11 protein-coding genes are annotated in these 16291 nt (G+C 72.0%); 4 read left to right on the forward strand and 7 right to left on the reverse strand.

Annotation, left to right across the window (positions count from 1 at the left end):
- Nucleotides 1–292: 292 nt before the first annotated feature.
- Nucleotides 293–2299 (forward strand): DNA topoisomerase (ATP-hydrolyzing) subunit B, encoded by a 2007-nt coding sequence (gene gyrB, locus ACFRCG_RS20905; RefSeq protein WP_380033501.1) that lies wholly within the window; start codon nt 293–295, stop codon nt 2297–2299.
- A 78-nt stretch (nt 2300–2377) separates the two neighbouring features.
- On the opposite strand, the gene thrS is transcribed toward gyrB, so the two are convergent.
- Nucleotides 2378–3610, reverse strand: a complete 1233-nt coding sequence (gene thrS / locus ACFRCG_RS20910; RefSeq protein WP_380033502.1) for a threonine--tRNA ligase — start codon at nt 3608–3610, stop codon at nt 2378–2380.
- A gap of 188 nt (nt 3611–3798) precedes the next feature.
- On the opposite strand from thrS, the gene ACFRCG_RS20915 reads away from it, so the two are divergent.
- Together ACFRCG_RS20915 and ACFRCG_RS20920 are read left to right on the forward strand one after the other, a co-directional pair.
- Nucleotides 3799–4389 (forward strand): HAD family hydrolase, encoded by a 591-nt coding sequence (locus tag ACFRCG_RS20915; protein ID WP_380033504.1) that lies wholly within the window; start codon nt 3799–3801, stop codon nt 4387–4389.
- A 167-nt stretch (nt 4390–4556) separates the two neighbouring features.
- Entirely contained in the window at nt 4557–6497 is a 1941-nt protein-coding gene (locus tag ACFRCG_RS20920) for a LamG-like jellyroll fold domain-containing protein (RefSeq protein ID WP_380033505.1), read from the forward strand.
- 25 nt (nt 6498–6522) lie between these two features.
- Here ACFRCG_RS20920 and ACFRCG_RS20925 read toward each other — a convergent pair whose 3' ends face one another.
- Nucleotides 6523–6912, reverse strand: a complete 390-nt coding sequence (locus ACFRCG_RS20925; protein WP_380033506.1) for a DUF1801 domain-containing protein — start codon at nt 6910–6912, stop codon at nt 6523–6525.
- Nucleotides 6913–7531: 619 nt separating this feature from the next.
- Between ACFRCG_RS20925 and ACFRCG_RS20930 the strand changes: the two genes are divergently transcribed.
- A complete protein-coding gene (locus tag ACFRCG_RS20930; RefSeq protein WP_380033507.1) occupies nt 7532–9226 on the forward strand; it encodes a helix-turn-helix domain-containing protein in 1695 nt (564 codons plus the stop codon).
- 14 nt (nt 9227–9240) lie between these two features.
- On the opposite strand, the gene ACFRCG_RS20935 is transcribed toward ACFRCG_RS20930, so the two are convergent.
- Genes ACFRCG_RS20935 through ACFRCG_RS20955 form a run of 5 tightly spaced genes read right to left on the reverse strand, consistent with a single transcriptional unit; the run spans nt 9241 to nt 16213 of the window.
- Nucleotides 9241–10194 (reverse strand): hypothetical protein, encoded by a 954-nt coding sequence (locus tag ACFRCG_RS20935; RefSeq protein ID WP_380033509.1) that lies wholly within the window; start codon nt 10192–10194, stop codon nt 9241–9243.
- A complete protein-coding gene (locus ACFRCG_RS20940) occupies nt 10187–11728 on the reverse strand; it encodes a hypothetical protein (RefSeq protein ID WP_380033511.1) in 1542 nt (513 codons plus the stop codon). Before ACFRCG_RS20940 ends, ACFRCG_RS20935 begins: the two co-directional genes overlap by 8 nt.
- Entirely contained in the window at nt 11725–14001 is a 2277-nt protein-coding gene (locus ACFRCG_RS20945; RefSeq protein ID WP_380033513.1) for a transglutaminaseTgpA domain-containing protein, read from the reverse strand. The genes ACFRCG_RS20940 and ACFRCG_RS20945 overlap by 4 nt, the downstream gene beginning before the upstream one ends.
- Complete coding sequence (locus tag ACFRCG_RS20950) at nt 13998–15179, reverse strand: DUF58 domain-containing protein (protein ID WP_380033645.1); 1182 nt, start codon at nt 15177–15179, stop codon at nt 13998–14000. Before ACFRCG_RS20950 ends, ACFRCG_RS20945 begins: the two co-directional genes overlap by 4 nt.
- Nucleotides 15179–16213 carry an AAA family ATPase gene (locus tag ACFRCG_RS20955; RefSeq protein ID WP_380012111.1) on the reverse strand — a complete coding sequence of 345 codons (1035 nt, stop codon included), beginning with the start codon at nt 16211–16213 and terminating at the stop codon, nt 15179–15181. Before ACFRCG_RS20955 ends, ACFRCG_RS20950 begins: the two co-directional genes overlap by 1 nt.
- Nucleotides 16214–16291: the final 78 nt, after the last annotated feature.

Below are 16291 nucleotides of genomic sequence, written 5' to 3' on the forward strand. Positions count from 1 at the left end.
GGTCGGCCCGTGTCGAGGCGAAGCGCTGTATGGCGATCTAACGGCCTGAAAGGCGGGTTTGAGTAGGGGGATTTGGCTCATGGGATTTCAGGCGCCCAGAAAGGCGTATAGAAGCCCTGAAGATCTGGTGTTCAGGCCCACATTGGGTATGCTGGACCAGTTCCCGAGGCGAGGAAACCCCCGCGCCTCGGGGCTTGTTCGGCCTGTCCGGGGCCGGTGTATCACCCGACGACACGACCGCTCCCGCCATCGCGGCGGGAGCGTGATTCGTGATGCCAGAAAAGAGGGCCTTGTGACTGATTCCGGCAGCCTTTCCGCCGTCGCGTCGTCCGGCGGCGGCGGGGGGCGGGGCCCGGCGTACGATGCCGGCGCGATCACCGTGTTGGACGGGCTGGACGCGGTGCGCCGCCGGCCGGGGATGTACATCGGCTCGACCGGCGAGCGCGGGCTGCATCACATGGTGCAGGAGATCGTGGACAACTCCGTCGACGAGGCCCTCGCCGGTGTCGCGGATCGCATCGATGTCACGCTCCTGGGCGACGGCGCCGTGCGGGTGGTGGACAACGGGCGCGGGATTCCGGTCGGGCCGCACCCGGAGAAGGGGCTACCGGCCGTCGAACTGGTGCTGACCGTGCTGCACGCGGGCGGCAAGTTCGGGGGTGGCGGCTACGCGGTCTCGGGCGGGTTGCACGGTGTCGGGTTGTCCGTGGTCAACGCGCTGTCCACGCACCTGTCGGTGGAGATCCGCGCCGACGGCCGGCGGTGGACCCAGGACTACCGCCGGGGTGTGCCCGTCACCGAACTGGTCCGGCACGAGGCCGTCTCCGACACCGGCACCTCGCTCACCTTCCGGGCCGACCCGGACGTGTTCGAGAGCACCGAGTACTCGTTCGAGACCCTGGCCCGTCGCCTCCAGGAGATGGCCTTCCTCACCAAGGGCCTGACCCTGACCCTGACCGACGCACGCCACGGCGCACGTACGCCCGCCGCCGACGAGCCGGCCCGGTCCGTCGAGTACCGCTATCAGGGCGGCATCGTCGACTTCGTCACCCACCTCAACGCCGGCAAGGGCGAGCCGGTGCACCCGTCGGTCGTCTCCATCCGGGCCGAGGACGCGGGGCAGTCGGTGTCCGTCGAGGTCGCGATGCAGTGGAACTCCCGGTTCAGCGAAGGGGTGTACTCCTATGCCAACGCCATCCACACCCGCGAGGGCGGCATGCACGAGGAAGGTTTCCGCGCCGCGCTGACCGGCGTGGTCAACCGCTACGCGCGCGAGCGACGGTTGTTGCGGGACAAGGACGAAAACCTCCCCGGCGAGGACATCCGCGAGGGGCTGACCGCGATCGTCTCGGTCAAGCTGGGCGAGCCGCAGTTCGAGGGCCAGACCAAGACCAGGCTGGGCAACACCGAGGCGCGCACGTATGTACACAAGGCCGTGCACGAACAGCTGACCGACTGGTTCGCCCGAAACCCGGTCGACGCGACGGAGATCGTCCGCAAGGCGGTCCAGGCCCGGACCGCCCGGCTCGCCGCGCGCAAGGCCCGTGATCTCACCCGCCGCAAGAGCCTGGTGGAATCCATCGCGCTGCCCGGCAAACTCGCCGACTGCCGGTCCACCGATCCGGCCGCCTGTGAGATCTTCATCGTCGAGGGCGACTCCGCGGGTGGTTCGGCCAAGTCCGGCCGCGATCCCGAATATCAGGCGATCCTGCCGATCCGGGGCAAGATCCTCAATGTCGAGAAGGCCCGCGTCGACAAGATCCTGGACAACCAGGAGATCCAGGCCCTCATCTCGGCCTTCGGCACCGGCGTGCACGACGACTTCGACATCGACCGGCTGCGCTACCACCGGATCATTTTGATGGCCGACGCCGACGTCGACGGCCGGCACATCAACACCCTGCTCCTGACCTTCCTCTTCCGCTTCATGCGGCCGCTGATCGAGGCCGGCCACGTCTACCTCTCCCGGCCGCCGCTGTACAAGATCACCTGGAGCCGGGGCGACATCGAGTACGCCTACGCCGATCGGGAACGCGACATGCTCGTCGAACGCGGCCGGCGCGAGGGCAGGCGGCTGCGCGAGGAGAGCATCCAGCGCTTCAAGGGGCTCGGTGAGATGAACGCGGAGGAGTTGCGGGTGACCACCATGGACCGCGACCACCGGGTGCTCGGTCGCATCACGCTGGAGGACGGCGCACAGGCCGACGCGCTGTTCTCGATCCTGATGGGCGAGGACGTCGAGGCGCGGCGCGGATTCATCCAACGCAACGCCGCCGACGTGCGGTTCCTGGACATCTGACGCGGGGGAGCCGGGTGCCTGGGGCGCCCTGTCGCGGCGGCGATCGTCGCGGCGCGAGGCACCCGACTCCCGTCGGTCCTACACCTCGGCGTGCCTGTCCTCCCACAATTCGCCCGCGTGCGCCGCGACGAGGGCGGCGATCCGGGCGAGTACGTCGTCGGCCGGCCGCGCGTCGAGCCGGCGGCCGTCGCGCAGGCGCAGCGCGACGTGGTCGGCGGCGGCCTCGCGGGCACCGATCACGGCCTGGTACGGGACCAGTCGCGCCTCCCGGATCCGGGCACCTAGGCTGCCTCGTTCCGGACCCGCGACCTCGGCCCGCAGTCCGAGGTCGGCGCAGCGGCGGGCCACCGCCTCGGCGCCCGGCCACTCGGCCTCGGTGATCGGCAGGACCACCACCTGGGTCGGCGCGAGCCACGCGGGGAAGGCCCCGCCGTGCTGCTCGATCAGGTGTGCCACGGCCCGTTCCACGCTGCCGATGATGCTGCGGTGGATCATCACCGGCCGATGCCGGGCGCCGTCGGCGCCGATGTAGTTAAGGTCGAACCGCTCGGGCTGATGGAAGTCGACCTGGACGGTGGACAGGGTGGACTCCCGGCCGGCCGCGTCGGTGACCTGGATGTCGATCTTGGGGCCGTAGAACGCGGCCTCCCCCTCCGCCGCCTCGTACGGCAGGCCGGAGCGGTCGAGTACGTCCCGCAACAACGCGGTGGCCCGACTCCACTTCTCCGGCGCGGCGACGTACTTCCCGCCCGGCCCCGGCAGGGAGAGCCGGTGGCGGCTCGCCTCGATGCCGAGCGCCTCGTATGCCCGGCGGATCATCTCCAGCGCGGCCCGCGCCTCGTCGGCGACCTGCTCGAGGGTGCAGAAGATGTGCGCGTCGTTGAGCTGGATCGCCCGCACCCGGGTCAGCCCACCCAGCACGCCGGACGGCTCGGAGCGGTACATCCCGCCCAACTCGGCCATCCGCAAAGGAAGTTCGCGGTAGCTGTGGGCGCGGGAGCGAAAGATGACCGCATGGTGCGGACACAGGCTCGGCCGCAGCACCACCTGCTCGCCGCCGAGGTCCATCGGCGGGAACATGTCGTCGCTGTAGTGCGACCAGTGGCCCGAGATCTCGTACAACTCCCGCTTGCCGAGCACCGGCGAGTAGACGTGCCGGTAGCCCGCCCGGAGCTCCGCGCCCCGGATGTACTCCTCGAGGGTGTGCCGCACGGTGGCGCCGTCGGGCAGCCAGTAGGGCAGTCCCGCGCCGATCAGCGGGTCGGTGTCGAACAGGTTCAACTCGCGGCCGAGCCTGCGGTGGTCGTACACGGGGGTCTCCTCGCTGATGTGGGGCGAGTGACCACAAGCCGAAGCCCCGGGGCACTCGCCCCGGGGCTTCTTGACCAAGACATCCGTCAGCGCGCCGGGACACTCTCCGGCGTCGTCGTCATCATGGCAGCGCGCTTCATGCCGGTAACGGTAGCAGAGGGGCGCCGGGGCGGGTATACGGTGAGTCGATGATCATTTCCCTGCCGCCCGGTGAGTTTCGCGCGTACCTGTTCGACTGCGACGGAACCATCGCCGACTCCATGCCGCTGCACTATCGGGCCTGGAAGCAGGCCCTCGACGAGTGGGACTGCGCGTTCCCCGAGGAGCTGTTCTACGCCTGGGGCGGGCGAACGGTGACGGACATCATCGCCTCGCTCAACGCGGACCAGGGTCTGGCCATGCCGGTCGAGGCGGTCGCTCAGCGGCGGGAACTGCTTTTTCGGGAGTATCTGCCGCAGTTGACCCCCGTGCCGGGGATACTCGCGCACATCGACGACGCGTGCGGGCGGATACCGACCGCCGTGGTCTCCGGCAGCACCCGGGACTCGGTCACCTCGTCGCTGGACACCCTCGGCCTGCTCGACCGGTTCGACGTGCTGGTGTGCGCCGAGGACTACACGCGGGCCAAGCCCGACCCCGAGGGGTTCCTCCGCGCCGCCGCGCACCTGGGCGTCGCCCCTGCGGACTGCCTGGTCTTCGAGGACACCGAGATGGGGATCCAGGCCGCAACCGCCGCGGGCATGGCGTCGGTGCGGGTGCCGCAGAGCCGTCGGGGGTGAATTCGCCCCTTGGGTGAGGGGGCGGACACGGCGGGTGCGGCATCCCCGTGTGCCGGCGGCGAATTCACCCGGTCGTCGGCCGTTGTTGGCGGTGTGGATGATCTTCGTGGGTTTTCCAACCAATACCGTGCGCATGCCCCAACCCCGCCTGCGCCCGGAGAAGCACCATGTGCGAGCAGCACGACGACGATTGCCCCCAGCCCGTCACGCCCCTGTCCGGGCCCGCCCGGCGGGCCTTCCTGCGCTCCGCGGCGCTGGCCGGAGCCGGTGCCGCCGCGGTGGGGGCGGTCGGGATCTCGCCGGCCGCCGCCGCCGGGGCGGAGGGCGGCGCCGAGGGCGCGGCGGCCGACGCGCCGGTGGACGCGCAGGGCATGCCGGCGTGGCGTCCGGACCGCGACAGTCGGCGATTCACGCTGGTGGTGATGCCGGACACGCAGTACATGTTCGACGAGCCGAGCATCACCACCGCGCCGATCGAGGCGTCCTTCCGGTACATCCTGGAGCACGCGCGCGAGGACAACATCGTCTTCATGGCGCACCTGGGCGACCTCACCCAGAACGGCCGCAAGCCCGAATTCGACGGCATCGGCCGGGCGTTCGAGGTGCTCGACCGCAAGGGCGTGGCCTACAGCGTGCTGGCGGGCAACCACGACATCGATTCCGGCACCGACGACCGGCGCGGCCGGTCCGCGTACCTGGACACGTTCGGCCCGCAACGCTTCCGCGGCAAACGCTCCTTCGGCGGGGCCACCCCGGACGGCTACAACACCTACCACCTGTTCCAGGCCGGGGGACGGGAATGGCTCGTCCTCGCCCTGGACTGGCGCCCCTCGCCCGCGAGCATCGCGTGGGCGCGCAAGGTGATGGCGGACCACCCGCGTTCGCCGGTGATCCTGACCAGCCACGAACTGGTCTCCGCCGACGTCCCGGGCCGGGAGGCGGAATTCTCCGACCACGGCCGCCGGTTGTGGGACGAGCTGATCAAGGGCAACGACCAGATCTTCCTCACCCTCAACGGCCACTACTGGCCGGCCGGCCGCAGCACGCGCCGCAACGACGCCGGCAACGACGTGCACCTGCACATCACCAACTACCAAAACCGCTACTTCGGCGGCGCCGCGATGATCCGGCTCTACCACTTCGACCTGGACCGCGACACCATCGACGTGCAGACGCTGTCCCCGTGGATCCTCGGTCGCAACAGCCGCGACCTCAACGAACTCGAGCGCCGCGAGATGGAGTTGACCGGACCCGACGACTACTTCTCGGTGCCGGTCGACTTCGACAAGCGCTTTGCGCGCTTCGCGCCGATCCCCCAGCGCCCGGCCCGTCCGGCGGCCCGCATGGTGGTGCCCGGCACGGTCGCCTACTGGCGCTTCGACGGCGCGCACCAGGACGGCGCGCCCGTGCCCGGCGGGCAGCGCGTCAAGGACCTGTCGGGGCGCGGCAACGATCTGACCCTGATTCCGGCGCCGGGCGCCGCGGCCGGATCGGTGAGCTGGTCCGGGCAGTACCACCCGGACCAGCCCGGACACGGCAGCGTGCGGCTCGCGGGCGGCAAGTCCCCGCTGCGGGGCGGCCACTTCCAGACCGCGAACGACGCGCCGCTGAACCGGGCGACGTTCCGCTCCGGATACACCGTCGAGGCGTTCTTCAAGCTGCCCGCCGACTGGGACGGCGGCAAGGACGCGTGGTCGGCGCTGCTGAGCCGCTGGGGCATGAGCGGCGAGGCGCGCAAGCCACAGGGCGACCCGCAGGAGCCGGTAGTCACGCTGAGCCTGTCCGGCGGACGCGAACTCCAGTGGTGCGTCTACCCGCTCGACGGCGACGGCTCGGCCACCAACTGGGGCCACGAACTGGCCCTGGACGCCTGGTGGCACGTCGCGGTCGTGAACGACTCCCGGCAGACCACGATGTACATCGACGGTTGCCCGGTGGTGCGCAACCCGACGGCTCGCGCGAACGGCCTGACCACGCTCAACCTCCCCTGGATGCTGGGCGGCTACGCCTACGACGGCAAGCTCGACCAGACGGTCAACGCCTGGGTGGGCGACGTGCGCGTCGTCGATCGCGCGCTGCGCCCCGACGCCTTCATGATCGGTCGCTGAGCCCTCTCCGGCGAGGTTGCGGCGGTCACTGCTTGAGCTTGCGCCAACCGCCCGCGCGGTTGTTGGCGATGATCTGCTCGAACATGGCCTTGAGGGCGGGGCCGTTGATGGCCTCGCCCTCGCGGACGGCCACCGTGCGGGCGGTCTTGTTGTCGTGGCCGCCGGTGATGATCCCCTCGGGGTCGGGGACGATGGCGCCGTCGTACAGGAACACGTTGACGTGGTCCTTGGCCGCGAGCAGTGCGCAGATGTTGCCCTGGAGGACGAAGTAGGGCCGGACGGTGCGCTTGATGGTCTCGACCACCTCGTCGTCGGCGGCGTGCACCAGGTCCCGGACCTCGCGGCAAATGGCCTGTTGCCACTCGGGCAGGGCCTCGATGTAGGTGTCGACTCGCGGGTCGGTGACGTAGGTCATGGCCCGTAACGGTAGCCGACGCACCGCGCCCACGCATTCGCGACCGACGCTCCGCCATGGAATTCCACGACGCATCCGACGCGATACCGTGTGTGATTGGAAATTCTCCACGGCAGGTGCCGCCACGCGGTCCTCGCCGGTGCGAGACATTTCGCAACAGTCACGTTATATTTGCTGTGGGCAAATTCCGGGCGCCGGGCCGAACGAATGGTGGGCCGGATTCGACGCCCGGGTGACGACGCCCCGAAATCCCCCCGCCCGGAGCGATGTTACCGAAAGGTATACCAAACTCTGGTAACCCTCTCGGCCTTATCGAGATTTCCCCCCCGGTCAAAAATCCTGGGCAATGCGCTTTACACGGCGCGGAGGCCCGCAGGGCCGCGAAAACGCAATGATCCCGGCCGGGCCGGCAGGCGTGACGGGTAGACGGGGACCGCGGCGGAACACGCTTCGGGTGCGTTCACGGCGCACAGTCCCCTACTTCCCGGCGGACCACCCGACCCACGTCCACACCGCGACGGGCCGGATGAACGGGGGCCGGTATGAGCGAACAGGACAGGATCCTCCCGCGGGAGGCTTCGACGGGTACGCCCGCCCACACGCCGTGCGGGCGGCGGTCATGAGCGCGACCTACGCGGAGACGAGCCGCGTCGAACACGCGCGTGCGACCGGTCGTCCCGGATTCGACGAGAGCCGCTTCGAGCACCCCGGCCCGCTCGCCGAGGCGCGCGCCGACGCGTACGCGGACCCGTTCCACCCGGACGCCGACGACGAGCACGCGAGCGATCGGCGCGTGCGCGACCTGCTCACCGCGCAGCGCCTGGCGGCCGGCCCGAACGGCACCCGCGACCTGCTGCGCTGGCTCGCCCACCGCACCGGCACCCACATGCGCATCGTGGACCACGAAGGGGCGGTCCACCACGAGGCGTTCGGGGAAGGCGCGCACCCCGCCGGCCGCGACGCCGGATCACGAGCCGGCACCGGGCACACGATCCCGCTGGGGATCGGCGGCGAGCGCGACACCCCCCAGGGCACACTGCAACTCCTCGACCCTGGCCGGGCCGGGCAACGGACGCAGGTCCTGCTCGCCGACACCGTGCCCGTGCTCGGCTGGGCCTGGAACGCCGAGCGCGCGACGGCCGAGCGCCGTCGGAGCGCCGAGGCGGACGCGCGCAGTCGGCAGGCGGTGTTGCGACTGCTGAGCACCGGTCACACCTCGACCGCCCGGGACGTCGCCCTGGCCATGGGTTCCCCGCTGCCCGACGTGGTGGCCGTGCTCGTGGTCCGCTTCCCGCAAGAGCGCCGTCGTGGCATCGAACGCGCGGCGCACCGCCTGTCCGGCGACGGAGTGCGATGGGCGCCGGACCTCACGCACGCCGACCGCCTGGTGTTCCTGGTACCCGCGCACGGATCGCCGGCCGGGACCCGCGAGCGTGGCGCCGCAGCGGCGGAACGACCCGAGGCGGCCCACCGGGTGGCCGGTCGGTTGAGCCGGGAGTTCGTCGACGTCCTCGTCGGAGTCGGCGACGCGGTCGCGCTCGAACACACCTCGGTGGCCTACGAGCAGGCCGCGCGCGCGGTGTCGCGGGCGCCGGCGGGAGTGGATCGAGTGGTCGGATTCGAGGAACACGCGACGCCCGACGAGTTGATCGGCCTCGACGGGGTGGCCTGGGCCCGGCGGCGACTCGCGCCGCTGCGGGCGTATCGACCCGCCCGACGTGCCGACCCGGGCGCCGACGAACTGGCCACCACCCTGGAGACCTGGCTGCGCCTGGGCGGCCGTGCCTCACGCCGACTGCACCTGCACCGCAACACGTTGATCGCACGGTTGAAGACCGTGGCCGCGCTCCTGGACGCGAACCTGGACTCGTTGGCCGTTCGGGCCGAACTGTCCCTGGCATTGCGGATCCTGGCGCTGCGCGGTGCGGGCGACCGGGACGGCGGTGCCGGAACCGGCGCGGAGGAGAGCGGGACGGTCGCCGAAGCGGTGACGGTCGAACATCTGCTGGCGTTGCCTCGGGTCCGGGCGTGGGCCGAGGATCTGGTCCGCCCGCTCGGTTCGGACACGGGATCCCACGATCTGCGAACCCTGCGGACCTGGCTCGACCTCGACGCCCGGATCGAGCCGACCGCCGCGGCGCTGGCGATCTCCGGGCCGGGAGTGCGCAAGCGCCTGGTCCGGATCGAGGAACGCCTGGGCGCGGGCCTGATCGGTTGCCCCGCCACCCAGATCGACCTGTGGCTCGCCCTGCGGGCGGTGGCGCACGTCACGACCACCGCCCACCCCGACCACGACCCCGCCACACGTTCCTGAGCCGACGCGGGCCGTCAGGCCCGCGTCACCCGGTCGAGAGCCGCCCGCGACCGACACCGGCGGGCGTTCTCGGCCAGCCGCTCCCGCCAGCCGCTCCGATCCACCAGGCTCGGGTCGAACAGGGCGATGGCCTCGTCGTAGAGCCGGGCCGCCAGGTCGGCCCGGTCGGCCAACAGGGCCAGGTAGGCGTGCAGTTCCCGGGTGGCCACGGCCGCGCCGATGTCGCCCGCGGCCGCGGCCGCCCTCGCCATGGTCTTGGCGACGATCAGGGCCCGGTCCGGCTCGCCCTGGTCGAGCGCCCGGGCGATCACCCCGAGAGCGCGTTGCTGCTCGGGCGTCGGCGTGGGCACGTACGGCGGCTCGCCCGCGTCCCGACGACCGCTCTCGTCCGGCCACGCGCCCTCGTCCGGCCACGCGTTCTCGGCCTCCTTCGCGGCCGGGGCCGGCGATACCTCGGCATGTCCCACCGGCGCCGGCGGCGGGGCCGACACCGCGGGCGTGGGCGTCGACGGCGGGTCCACCGGCGACCGCAACGGCTCCGCGCCGCCGGACAGGCCCGGGAACGCCGGTGGTTCGTACTCCGGCGCCCGCGGCGGGGCGGCCCGGACCTCGGGAGCCGAAGCCGCCCCCCGGCGCGGCCGATTCGGCCCGGTCGCCGTACCGGTTCGCCCGCGGCGCAGGCCCAACCCGCGGCGGGCCGGTTTGACGGGCGTCGGATCCCCGGCCTGGACGACGTTCCCTTCCGAGTCGACGATCAACGGGAAGGTCGTGCCGTCCGGCTCGACGGCCTGGACCCGCACCGCGCGACCGAGTACTCCGGCGGTTTCCGCGGCGACCGCCAATGCCACATCCCTCGGGTTGCGTCCGGGTTCCACCGGGACGGGGACCCCGCCGATCTCCACGGTGTCGTTCGGGCCCAATTCGATCAGGATCACGGGCCATGCGGGGACGGCGGTGTGCTCACCCATTGGAGCCTCCCGATTGGTTCGGTGTCGCGGAGCCTCCGGTCGCCGGGTCGCCGGACCTCGCCGGCGCCGACCGGGGGCAGACCGGGTCCGAGCGGGACATCATCATGCTCGGTTCGCCGCTGACGAGTGTGGTGACCACGACGCACGAGTTCAGGCCGACCTCGGGGCCGGCCAACACCGCGGTCAACTCCCCGGCGCGCGGCACCTCGGTCTTTTGCACGGCACCCTCGCGGCTTTGCGCGACGACGAGGTACCCGACGATGAGGTCGGTGCGCTCCGGGACCTTCCAGGAGACCAGCAGGCGCCCCTCGAACGACTTGACGGACACCCCCTGGGGTCGGAATGGCGCGGCCGCGTCCGGCGCCATCATGGTCGCCGGTGCCGGCGGTGCGGTCGGCGCCGCCGCGACGGGTTTTTCCTTCCGGGCCGCCAGGACGATGACGCCGACCGAGGCGATCACGAGCACGACCAGGCCCGCGAGCACGAACACGACCCAGCGTGGACGGCGCTTGGGCGCGGGGAACCACTCGTGGGGCTCGGTCGAAGCCTGTTGGAAGTCCCATCCGAACGCCTCGGTCGATTCCGGCTCCTGTCCCGGCCCCGGCTCCGGCTCCGGCTCCGGAATCGGGAGCGTGAGCGGCGACTTGACATCGGATCGAGGTCCGGGCTCTCCGTCGCCGCTCGGTTCCGGAGCCGTCGACCAGGCGCCGACGGGCATCGGTCGGTGCTCGGCGGCGGGATCCAACGCCCGCGACAGCGGCGCGTACGTCTCGCCCGCGTCGGCGGCGGACCACTGCGACTGCGGTACGTCACCCGCCGGTTCCGGTGCGCTCGCCGGAGGTGCGGTCGGCCGCGGGGGAGGAGCGGGGATCGGCTCGGCGACGTCCGCGACGGGCTTCGCCGGCGGGAGCCACGCGGGGCCCGCCTCGACTTCGTGGGTCGGCGCGGCGAACTCTCGTGATTCCGCGCCGACATCGCCGGCGACCGGTGCCACCTGCTCGGGTGCCGCCTCGCCGCCGACCTCCGGCACCGCCCGCTCTCGCGCCGCGTCGACGCGGTGGGACGCGGACACCGGCTCGGGCTCGGCCGCGGACACGGTCTGTTCGGGCGTCGCCACGTCGTTGTCGGGTGCGGGCGCCGCCTGTTCCCGCGCCGCCGGGGTGTCCTCGGGCGCAGGCACGGGCTGTTCGGGCGTCGTCTCGTCGTCGGTTGCCGGCGCCGCCTGTTCCCGCGCCGACCCGGCGTCGCCGGGCGCGGGTGCCACCGGTGACGCTCCCGACTCGACCGCGCCGATCGCCGCGATGAACTGTGTACGCCCGGCGTCCGGCGCCACGGCCGGCGGCACGAAGACTCCCGTCGGACCCGATTCGACCTCCGCGGGCGCCTCCTCCTGCGGCGGTGCCGACGCCTGGTCGCGGACCAGGCCCCACCACCTCGGCTCGTGCAGGGTCGGCCCGCCGCTCGACGGGTCACTCCCGGTCGGGTCCGCGGGGTCCGAGGCGCCGAGTCGGTCGATGGTCACGTCAGAACTCACTCTCGTCCTTTGTCGGGCGATCGAAATACCAGTGCCACCGAACGCGGGCGCATCCTGCGATAGGCCCGGACGTGCGGGCGGGGCCGGTCGTCGATCCGGCGCACGGCGCCCGCCACGATCGCCCGATCCCGCCACGCGGCATCCGCGTCCGCCTGTTCGATCCTGCGATCCCCATAGGCGATGTCGTTGACCAGGGAGGCCAGTTCGGGCAATCGGGCACCGGCCTCCGGGGGCAGGCGGCTCGCGCCGTAGTCGGCGATCTCGCCGACCGTGAGCGACCCGCTCGTACGCAGCCCCGCACCCACCAGGTCGTCGTTGATCTGTCGCCAGGCACCGATGACCTGCTCACGAGGCTCGCCCCGGCGACGTCGGCGCCGGGCCAGGACGGGACCCAGTCCGGCCGCGGCCACATACCCGACGACGCCCGTACCCGCGCCCGCCGCGACGAACAGCCACCACCGGGCCCCGCCCCGGTGCGCGGGGGCGCGGGTCGCGGTATCGGGCGCGGGGCCCGAGCGCGTCTGCCCGGCGATCTCCCGGTCCTTCTCCGCACGGGTGACCGGTTTGGCCGGAGCACTGGTCGCGGGCGTCTTCTGCTCGGGAGCCTGCTTGCGGGCGCCCGAGTCGGTGGCCTGTCCGGGCGTGGGGAAGAACGGCACCCAGCCGACCCCCTCGAACTCGACCTCCGGCCACGCGACGATGTCACCGCTGCGCACCTCCCGGACACCGTTCGCGCCTTCGCGTCCGGCCGAGAAGCCCACGACCACCCGGCTGGGCAGATTGAGCGTGCGTGCCATCACCGCGAAGGCGGTGGCGAATTGCTCCGACGTACCCTCCTTGGTGGTCTCCAGGAAGAACTGGAGATTGCGATACGAGTGGCCGGGCACCGCGGAGATGTCGTAACGGTGATTGGCCCGCAGCCACTGGGCCAGGCGCAGTGCCTGCTGGTACGGGAAGGTGCTGCCCGAGGTGGCGACGGTGGCCTTGGCCCGCAACGATTCCAGGGCCGGGATCGGCCGTCCCATCGCATCGCTCTCGGGCAGGGCCGTGTTCGCGGGATCCTGTGCCGCGGGCAGGAACTGGAGGCGGTCCGGATCCAACGCGGGGACGCGCGTGTCGATCCGGTAGCGCGTACCCGAGCGCAAGCCCGAGCCGCTCGCGATCACCCCGCTGTCCGGGTCGACCCGCAACTCCAGGCCGGGTGCGTCCACTTCGGTGGGCCGATCGGTGCCCGGCAGCCAGATGTCGCCGAGGTCGCGCACGGTCACGGTGTTGACCACCGTGGACAGCACGGGTGGTCGGCCGTCGGGCGACTCCGGGACGCGGCCGGCGGTGATGCGCAGGTTCCGCACCGGATACCAACTCGACCCGTCGTAGCGATCGAGCACCGTCAGCCGCCAGTAACGATCGGGCGCACTGGGCCCGTCGACGCTGAACATCGGCTGGTCGGGGGACATCAGCCACGCGGAGATGCGATCCAGCGGGCTGATGCCCGTCAACCGCTCCGGCTGCGGCAGCGCGACCAGGTCGCGCAGATCGGGCGGGCGCCTGGTGCGGGTGCCGGGCAGGTCGGGACCGAGCAGGGCCGCGACACACGCCAGGGCGATCACGATCGGCACGCCGACCAGAGCCGTGCCCAGCGGTGGCAGCCGTTCCGGCGCCCGGATCAACAGCAGCAGTCCGATCGCGCCGATCATGGCGACCACGACCGGGAGATTGGAACCGGGGCCGCCGACGCCCAGGATGACGGGGACGATCAGCGCGAGCAGCGCGGGCAGCGCGGGCAGCGACACGGTGGCCGTGCGCAGGGCGAGTTCGGCGCCGGCGAGGGCCGCGACCCAAACGCACGCGGAGACCAGGACGAGCAGTTCCCCGTCGGCGGGCGCCGGCAGCACGGTGGTCAGGATCGACTTGGGCGCGTCGACGACGGCGCCGGCGATGTCGCGCATGCCCGAGGGAGTGGGAATCACGTGCCCGACCGCGCGGTCGCGAAAGAGCGAGGCGGAGACGACCAGGATCCAGGCCAGCGCGGACAACACGAGCGAGGGCCACAACGGCCGTGTCGCCCGGGCCTTCTCCGCGTCCGTCACGAAACGTTTGGGGCCGCCGGAGCAGGCCAGGACCACGAGGGTCGGCACGATCGCGGACAGGGTCGCCGTGAGCATCACCTCGCCCGTGCCGAACACCCGGCGGAACGCGAATCCCACACACAGCGCGGCGGACGTGGTCGCGACCAGCGACCACCCGCGACGGCGAATACCCGGGCCGCTCATCGCACCGCCTCGCGGTGCCACGCGCGCGCGAGTTCCTCGAGGTCGGTGACCAGCAGCCTGGTCACCTGCGCGGGCAGCGGCAGCGCCCCCGGCGGCGGGCCGCCGGGGGCGGCCACCCGGATCACCACGACCCGGTCGAAACGACGCGTCACCCGCCCCAGGCCCTCGAGTTCGGCGGCCGACTCGACGCCGGTGACCACCACGAGCGTGTCGCTGTCGCGACCGCGCTCCAGGATCTCGAACGTGTCGCGCAGCGAGTGCGCGGCGTCGGCTTCGACCAACGCGAAGAGATCCAGCAGGCGTCCGGAACCGGCTTGGCGATCCCGCGCGCCCGTGAGCGGCCCGGCGCCGGTGAACACGTGCAGGGGAAAGTTCTTTCCGGCCACCGCGGCGGCCACCGACGCGGCCACCTCGACCGCGACCTCGAACGTCTCCTCCGACGTCGACCACGGCGGTCGGCCGGCGTACGACCCGGCGCACGTGTCCAACACGACCGTGGTCGCCGGCAGGCTCACGTCGATCATGCGCCGCACCATCATGACCCCGGTACGCGCCGTCGAACGCCAGTGCACACGCCGCAGATCGTCGCCGAGGGTGTACTCGCGCAACGAGTGGAAGGTCAGCGTGCCGTCCTCGGCCGTGTCGGACGTGGGTCCTTCCAGGTGATGTGTGCGGCCGGCCGGCAACACCGGCAACGCGACGGTACGCGGTCGGACCAACAGGGTCTCGACCGCGCCGTGTTCGCGCGCGCGTCGGCTCAGGCCGAGCGGATCGCCGCGCACCAACGACATGGGGCCGACCGCGACCCGGCCGCGGACATGGGTGGGCAGCGGGTAGCGGGCGCCGACCTCGGCCCCCGGAGGCACCGCCGGCAGCGTGGCCGGATACACCGGTTCACCCGCGACGTGGTCCTCCGCACGCAGCCCGCGCAGCGGCCGGGTACCGGTGTTGACCAGTACGACGACCGCGTGGGCGGCGTCGCCGCGCGCGACCTTGATGGGCACGACGGTACGCCGGGCCCGTACCGACGGACGCGGTGCCGTCCACGCCAGCGCGAGGGCGACCGCGGCCAACGCGGCGACCCCCAACACCCGGGCCTCGCCGTACCCGAGCCCCCAACCCACCCCGCACAGGACCGCGCCGACCGCCAGCATTCCGCGACCGCCGGTGGAGAGCATCAAGCGTGACCCTTCGCAGCGGTCGGCTGCGGCGCCGGCACCCGGTCGAGGATCTCGTCGAGCACGTCGGCGGCCGTGACACCGCCGAGTTCGGCGTCCGGAGCGAGCAGCAGGCGGTGGGTCAGGATCGGTCGGGCCAGCGCTTTGACGTCCTCGGGAAGGATGTGGTTGCGCTCCTGTGACGCGGCCCGCACCCGCGCGGCCCGGACCAGGGCCACGCTGCCGCGCGGACCGGCGCCAAGGCGGGTGTGCGCGTTCTCGCGCGTGGCCCGGGCCAGCCGCACGGCGTAGTCGACGACCGGCTGCGCCGCGCCGACCCGGTGCCGGGCCACCTGGACGAACTCCTGGATGTGGCGCGCCGTCGCGATCACGGGCAGGCCCTCGATGGTCGCCCCGCCGCCCGCGCCGGAGGCGACCGCGATCTCCGAGGCGAGGTCGGGATAGCCGACGGTGACGCGCATCAGGAAGCGGTCGAGCTGGGCCTCGGGCAACGGATAGGTCCCGGACATGTCCACCGGGTTCTGTGTCGCGATGACGATGAACGGACGCGGGACCTCGTGGGTGGTGCCGTCGACGGTGATCCGGCCCTCCTCCATCACCTCGAGCATCGCCGACTGGGTCTTGGGCGAGGCGCGGTTGATCTCGTCGCCGATCACCACGTGGGCGAAGACCGGTCCGGGAAGGAACTCGAAGGTGTTCGTCGTCTGGCGGAACATCGACACACCGGTGATGTCGGACGGCAACAGGTCCGGGGTGAACTGGATGCGATGCCAGGACGCGTCGATGGACGCGGAGATCGCCCGGGCCAGCGTGGTCTTGCCGGTGCCGGGTACGTCCTCGACGAGCAGGTGGCCCTCGGCGAACAGGGCGATCAGGGCGAGGTCCACGACATCGCGCTTGCCGACGACGACACGCTCGATGTTGTCTCCGAGCGCGCGAAAGCACTCTCGGAACAGCCGCAGGGCGTCGCCGGCGTGGAACTGGGGGGCCTCGGCCGGCTGGTTGCCGTTCGCCGGGGTGGCGAGCTGGGTCACGGTGCTCCAGTTGGGTGGAACGGCGGGCGACGGGCGTAAGAGCCCGCCGCCCGCGAGTGATCACACGATGGGTGAAGC

It is taken from the genome of Embleya sp. NPDC056575 (assembly GCF_042793325.1).
In the GTDB taxonomy this organism is placed as follows: domain Bacteria; phylum Actinomycetota; class Actinomycetes; order Streptomycetales; family Streptomycetaceae; genus Embleya.

Coding starts and splice junctions, on each gene's coding strand:
- ACFRCG_RS20945 (WP_380033513.1), bottom strand. CDS start 14,001: ATGAGCGGCCCGGGTATTCGCCGTCGCGGGTGGTCGCTGGTCGCGACC.
- ACFRCG_RS20915 (WP_380033504.1), top strand. CDS start 3,799: ATGATCATTTCCCTGCCGCCCGGTGAGTTTCGCGCGTACCTGTTCGAC.
- ACFRCG_RS20950 (WP_380033645.1), bottom strand. CDS start 15,179: ATGCTCTCCACCGGCGGTCGCGGAATGCTGGCGGTCGGCGCGGTCCTG.
- ACFRCG_RS20930 (WP_380033507.1), top strand. CDS start 7,532: ATGAGCGCGACCTACGCGGAGACGAGCCGCGTCGAACACGCGCGTGCG.
- ACFRCG_RS20920 (WP_380033505.1), top strand. CDS start 4,557: ATGTGCGAGCAGCACGACGACGATTGCCCCCAGCCCGTCACGCCCCTG.
- ACFRCG_RS20935 (WP_380033509.1), bottom strand. CDS start 10,194: ATGGGTGAGCACACCGCCGTCCCCGCATGGCCCGTGATCCTGATCGAA.
- ACFRCG_RS20925 (WP_380033506.1), bottom strand. CDS start 6,912: ATGACCTACGTCACCGACCCGCGAGTCGACACCTACATCGAGGCCCTG.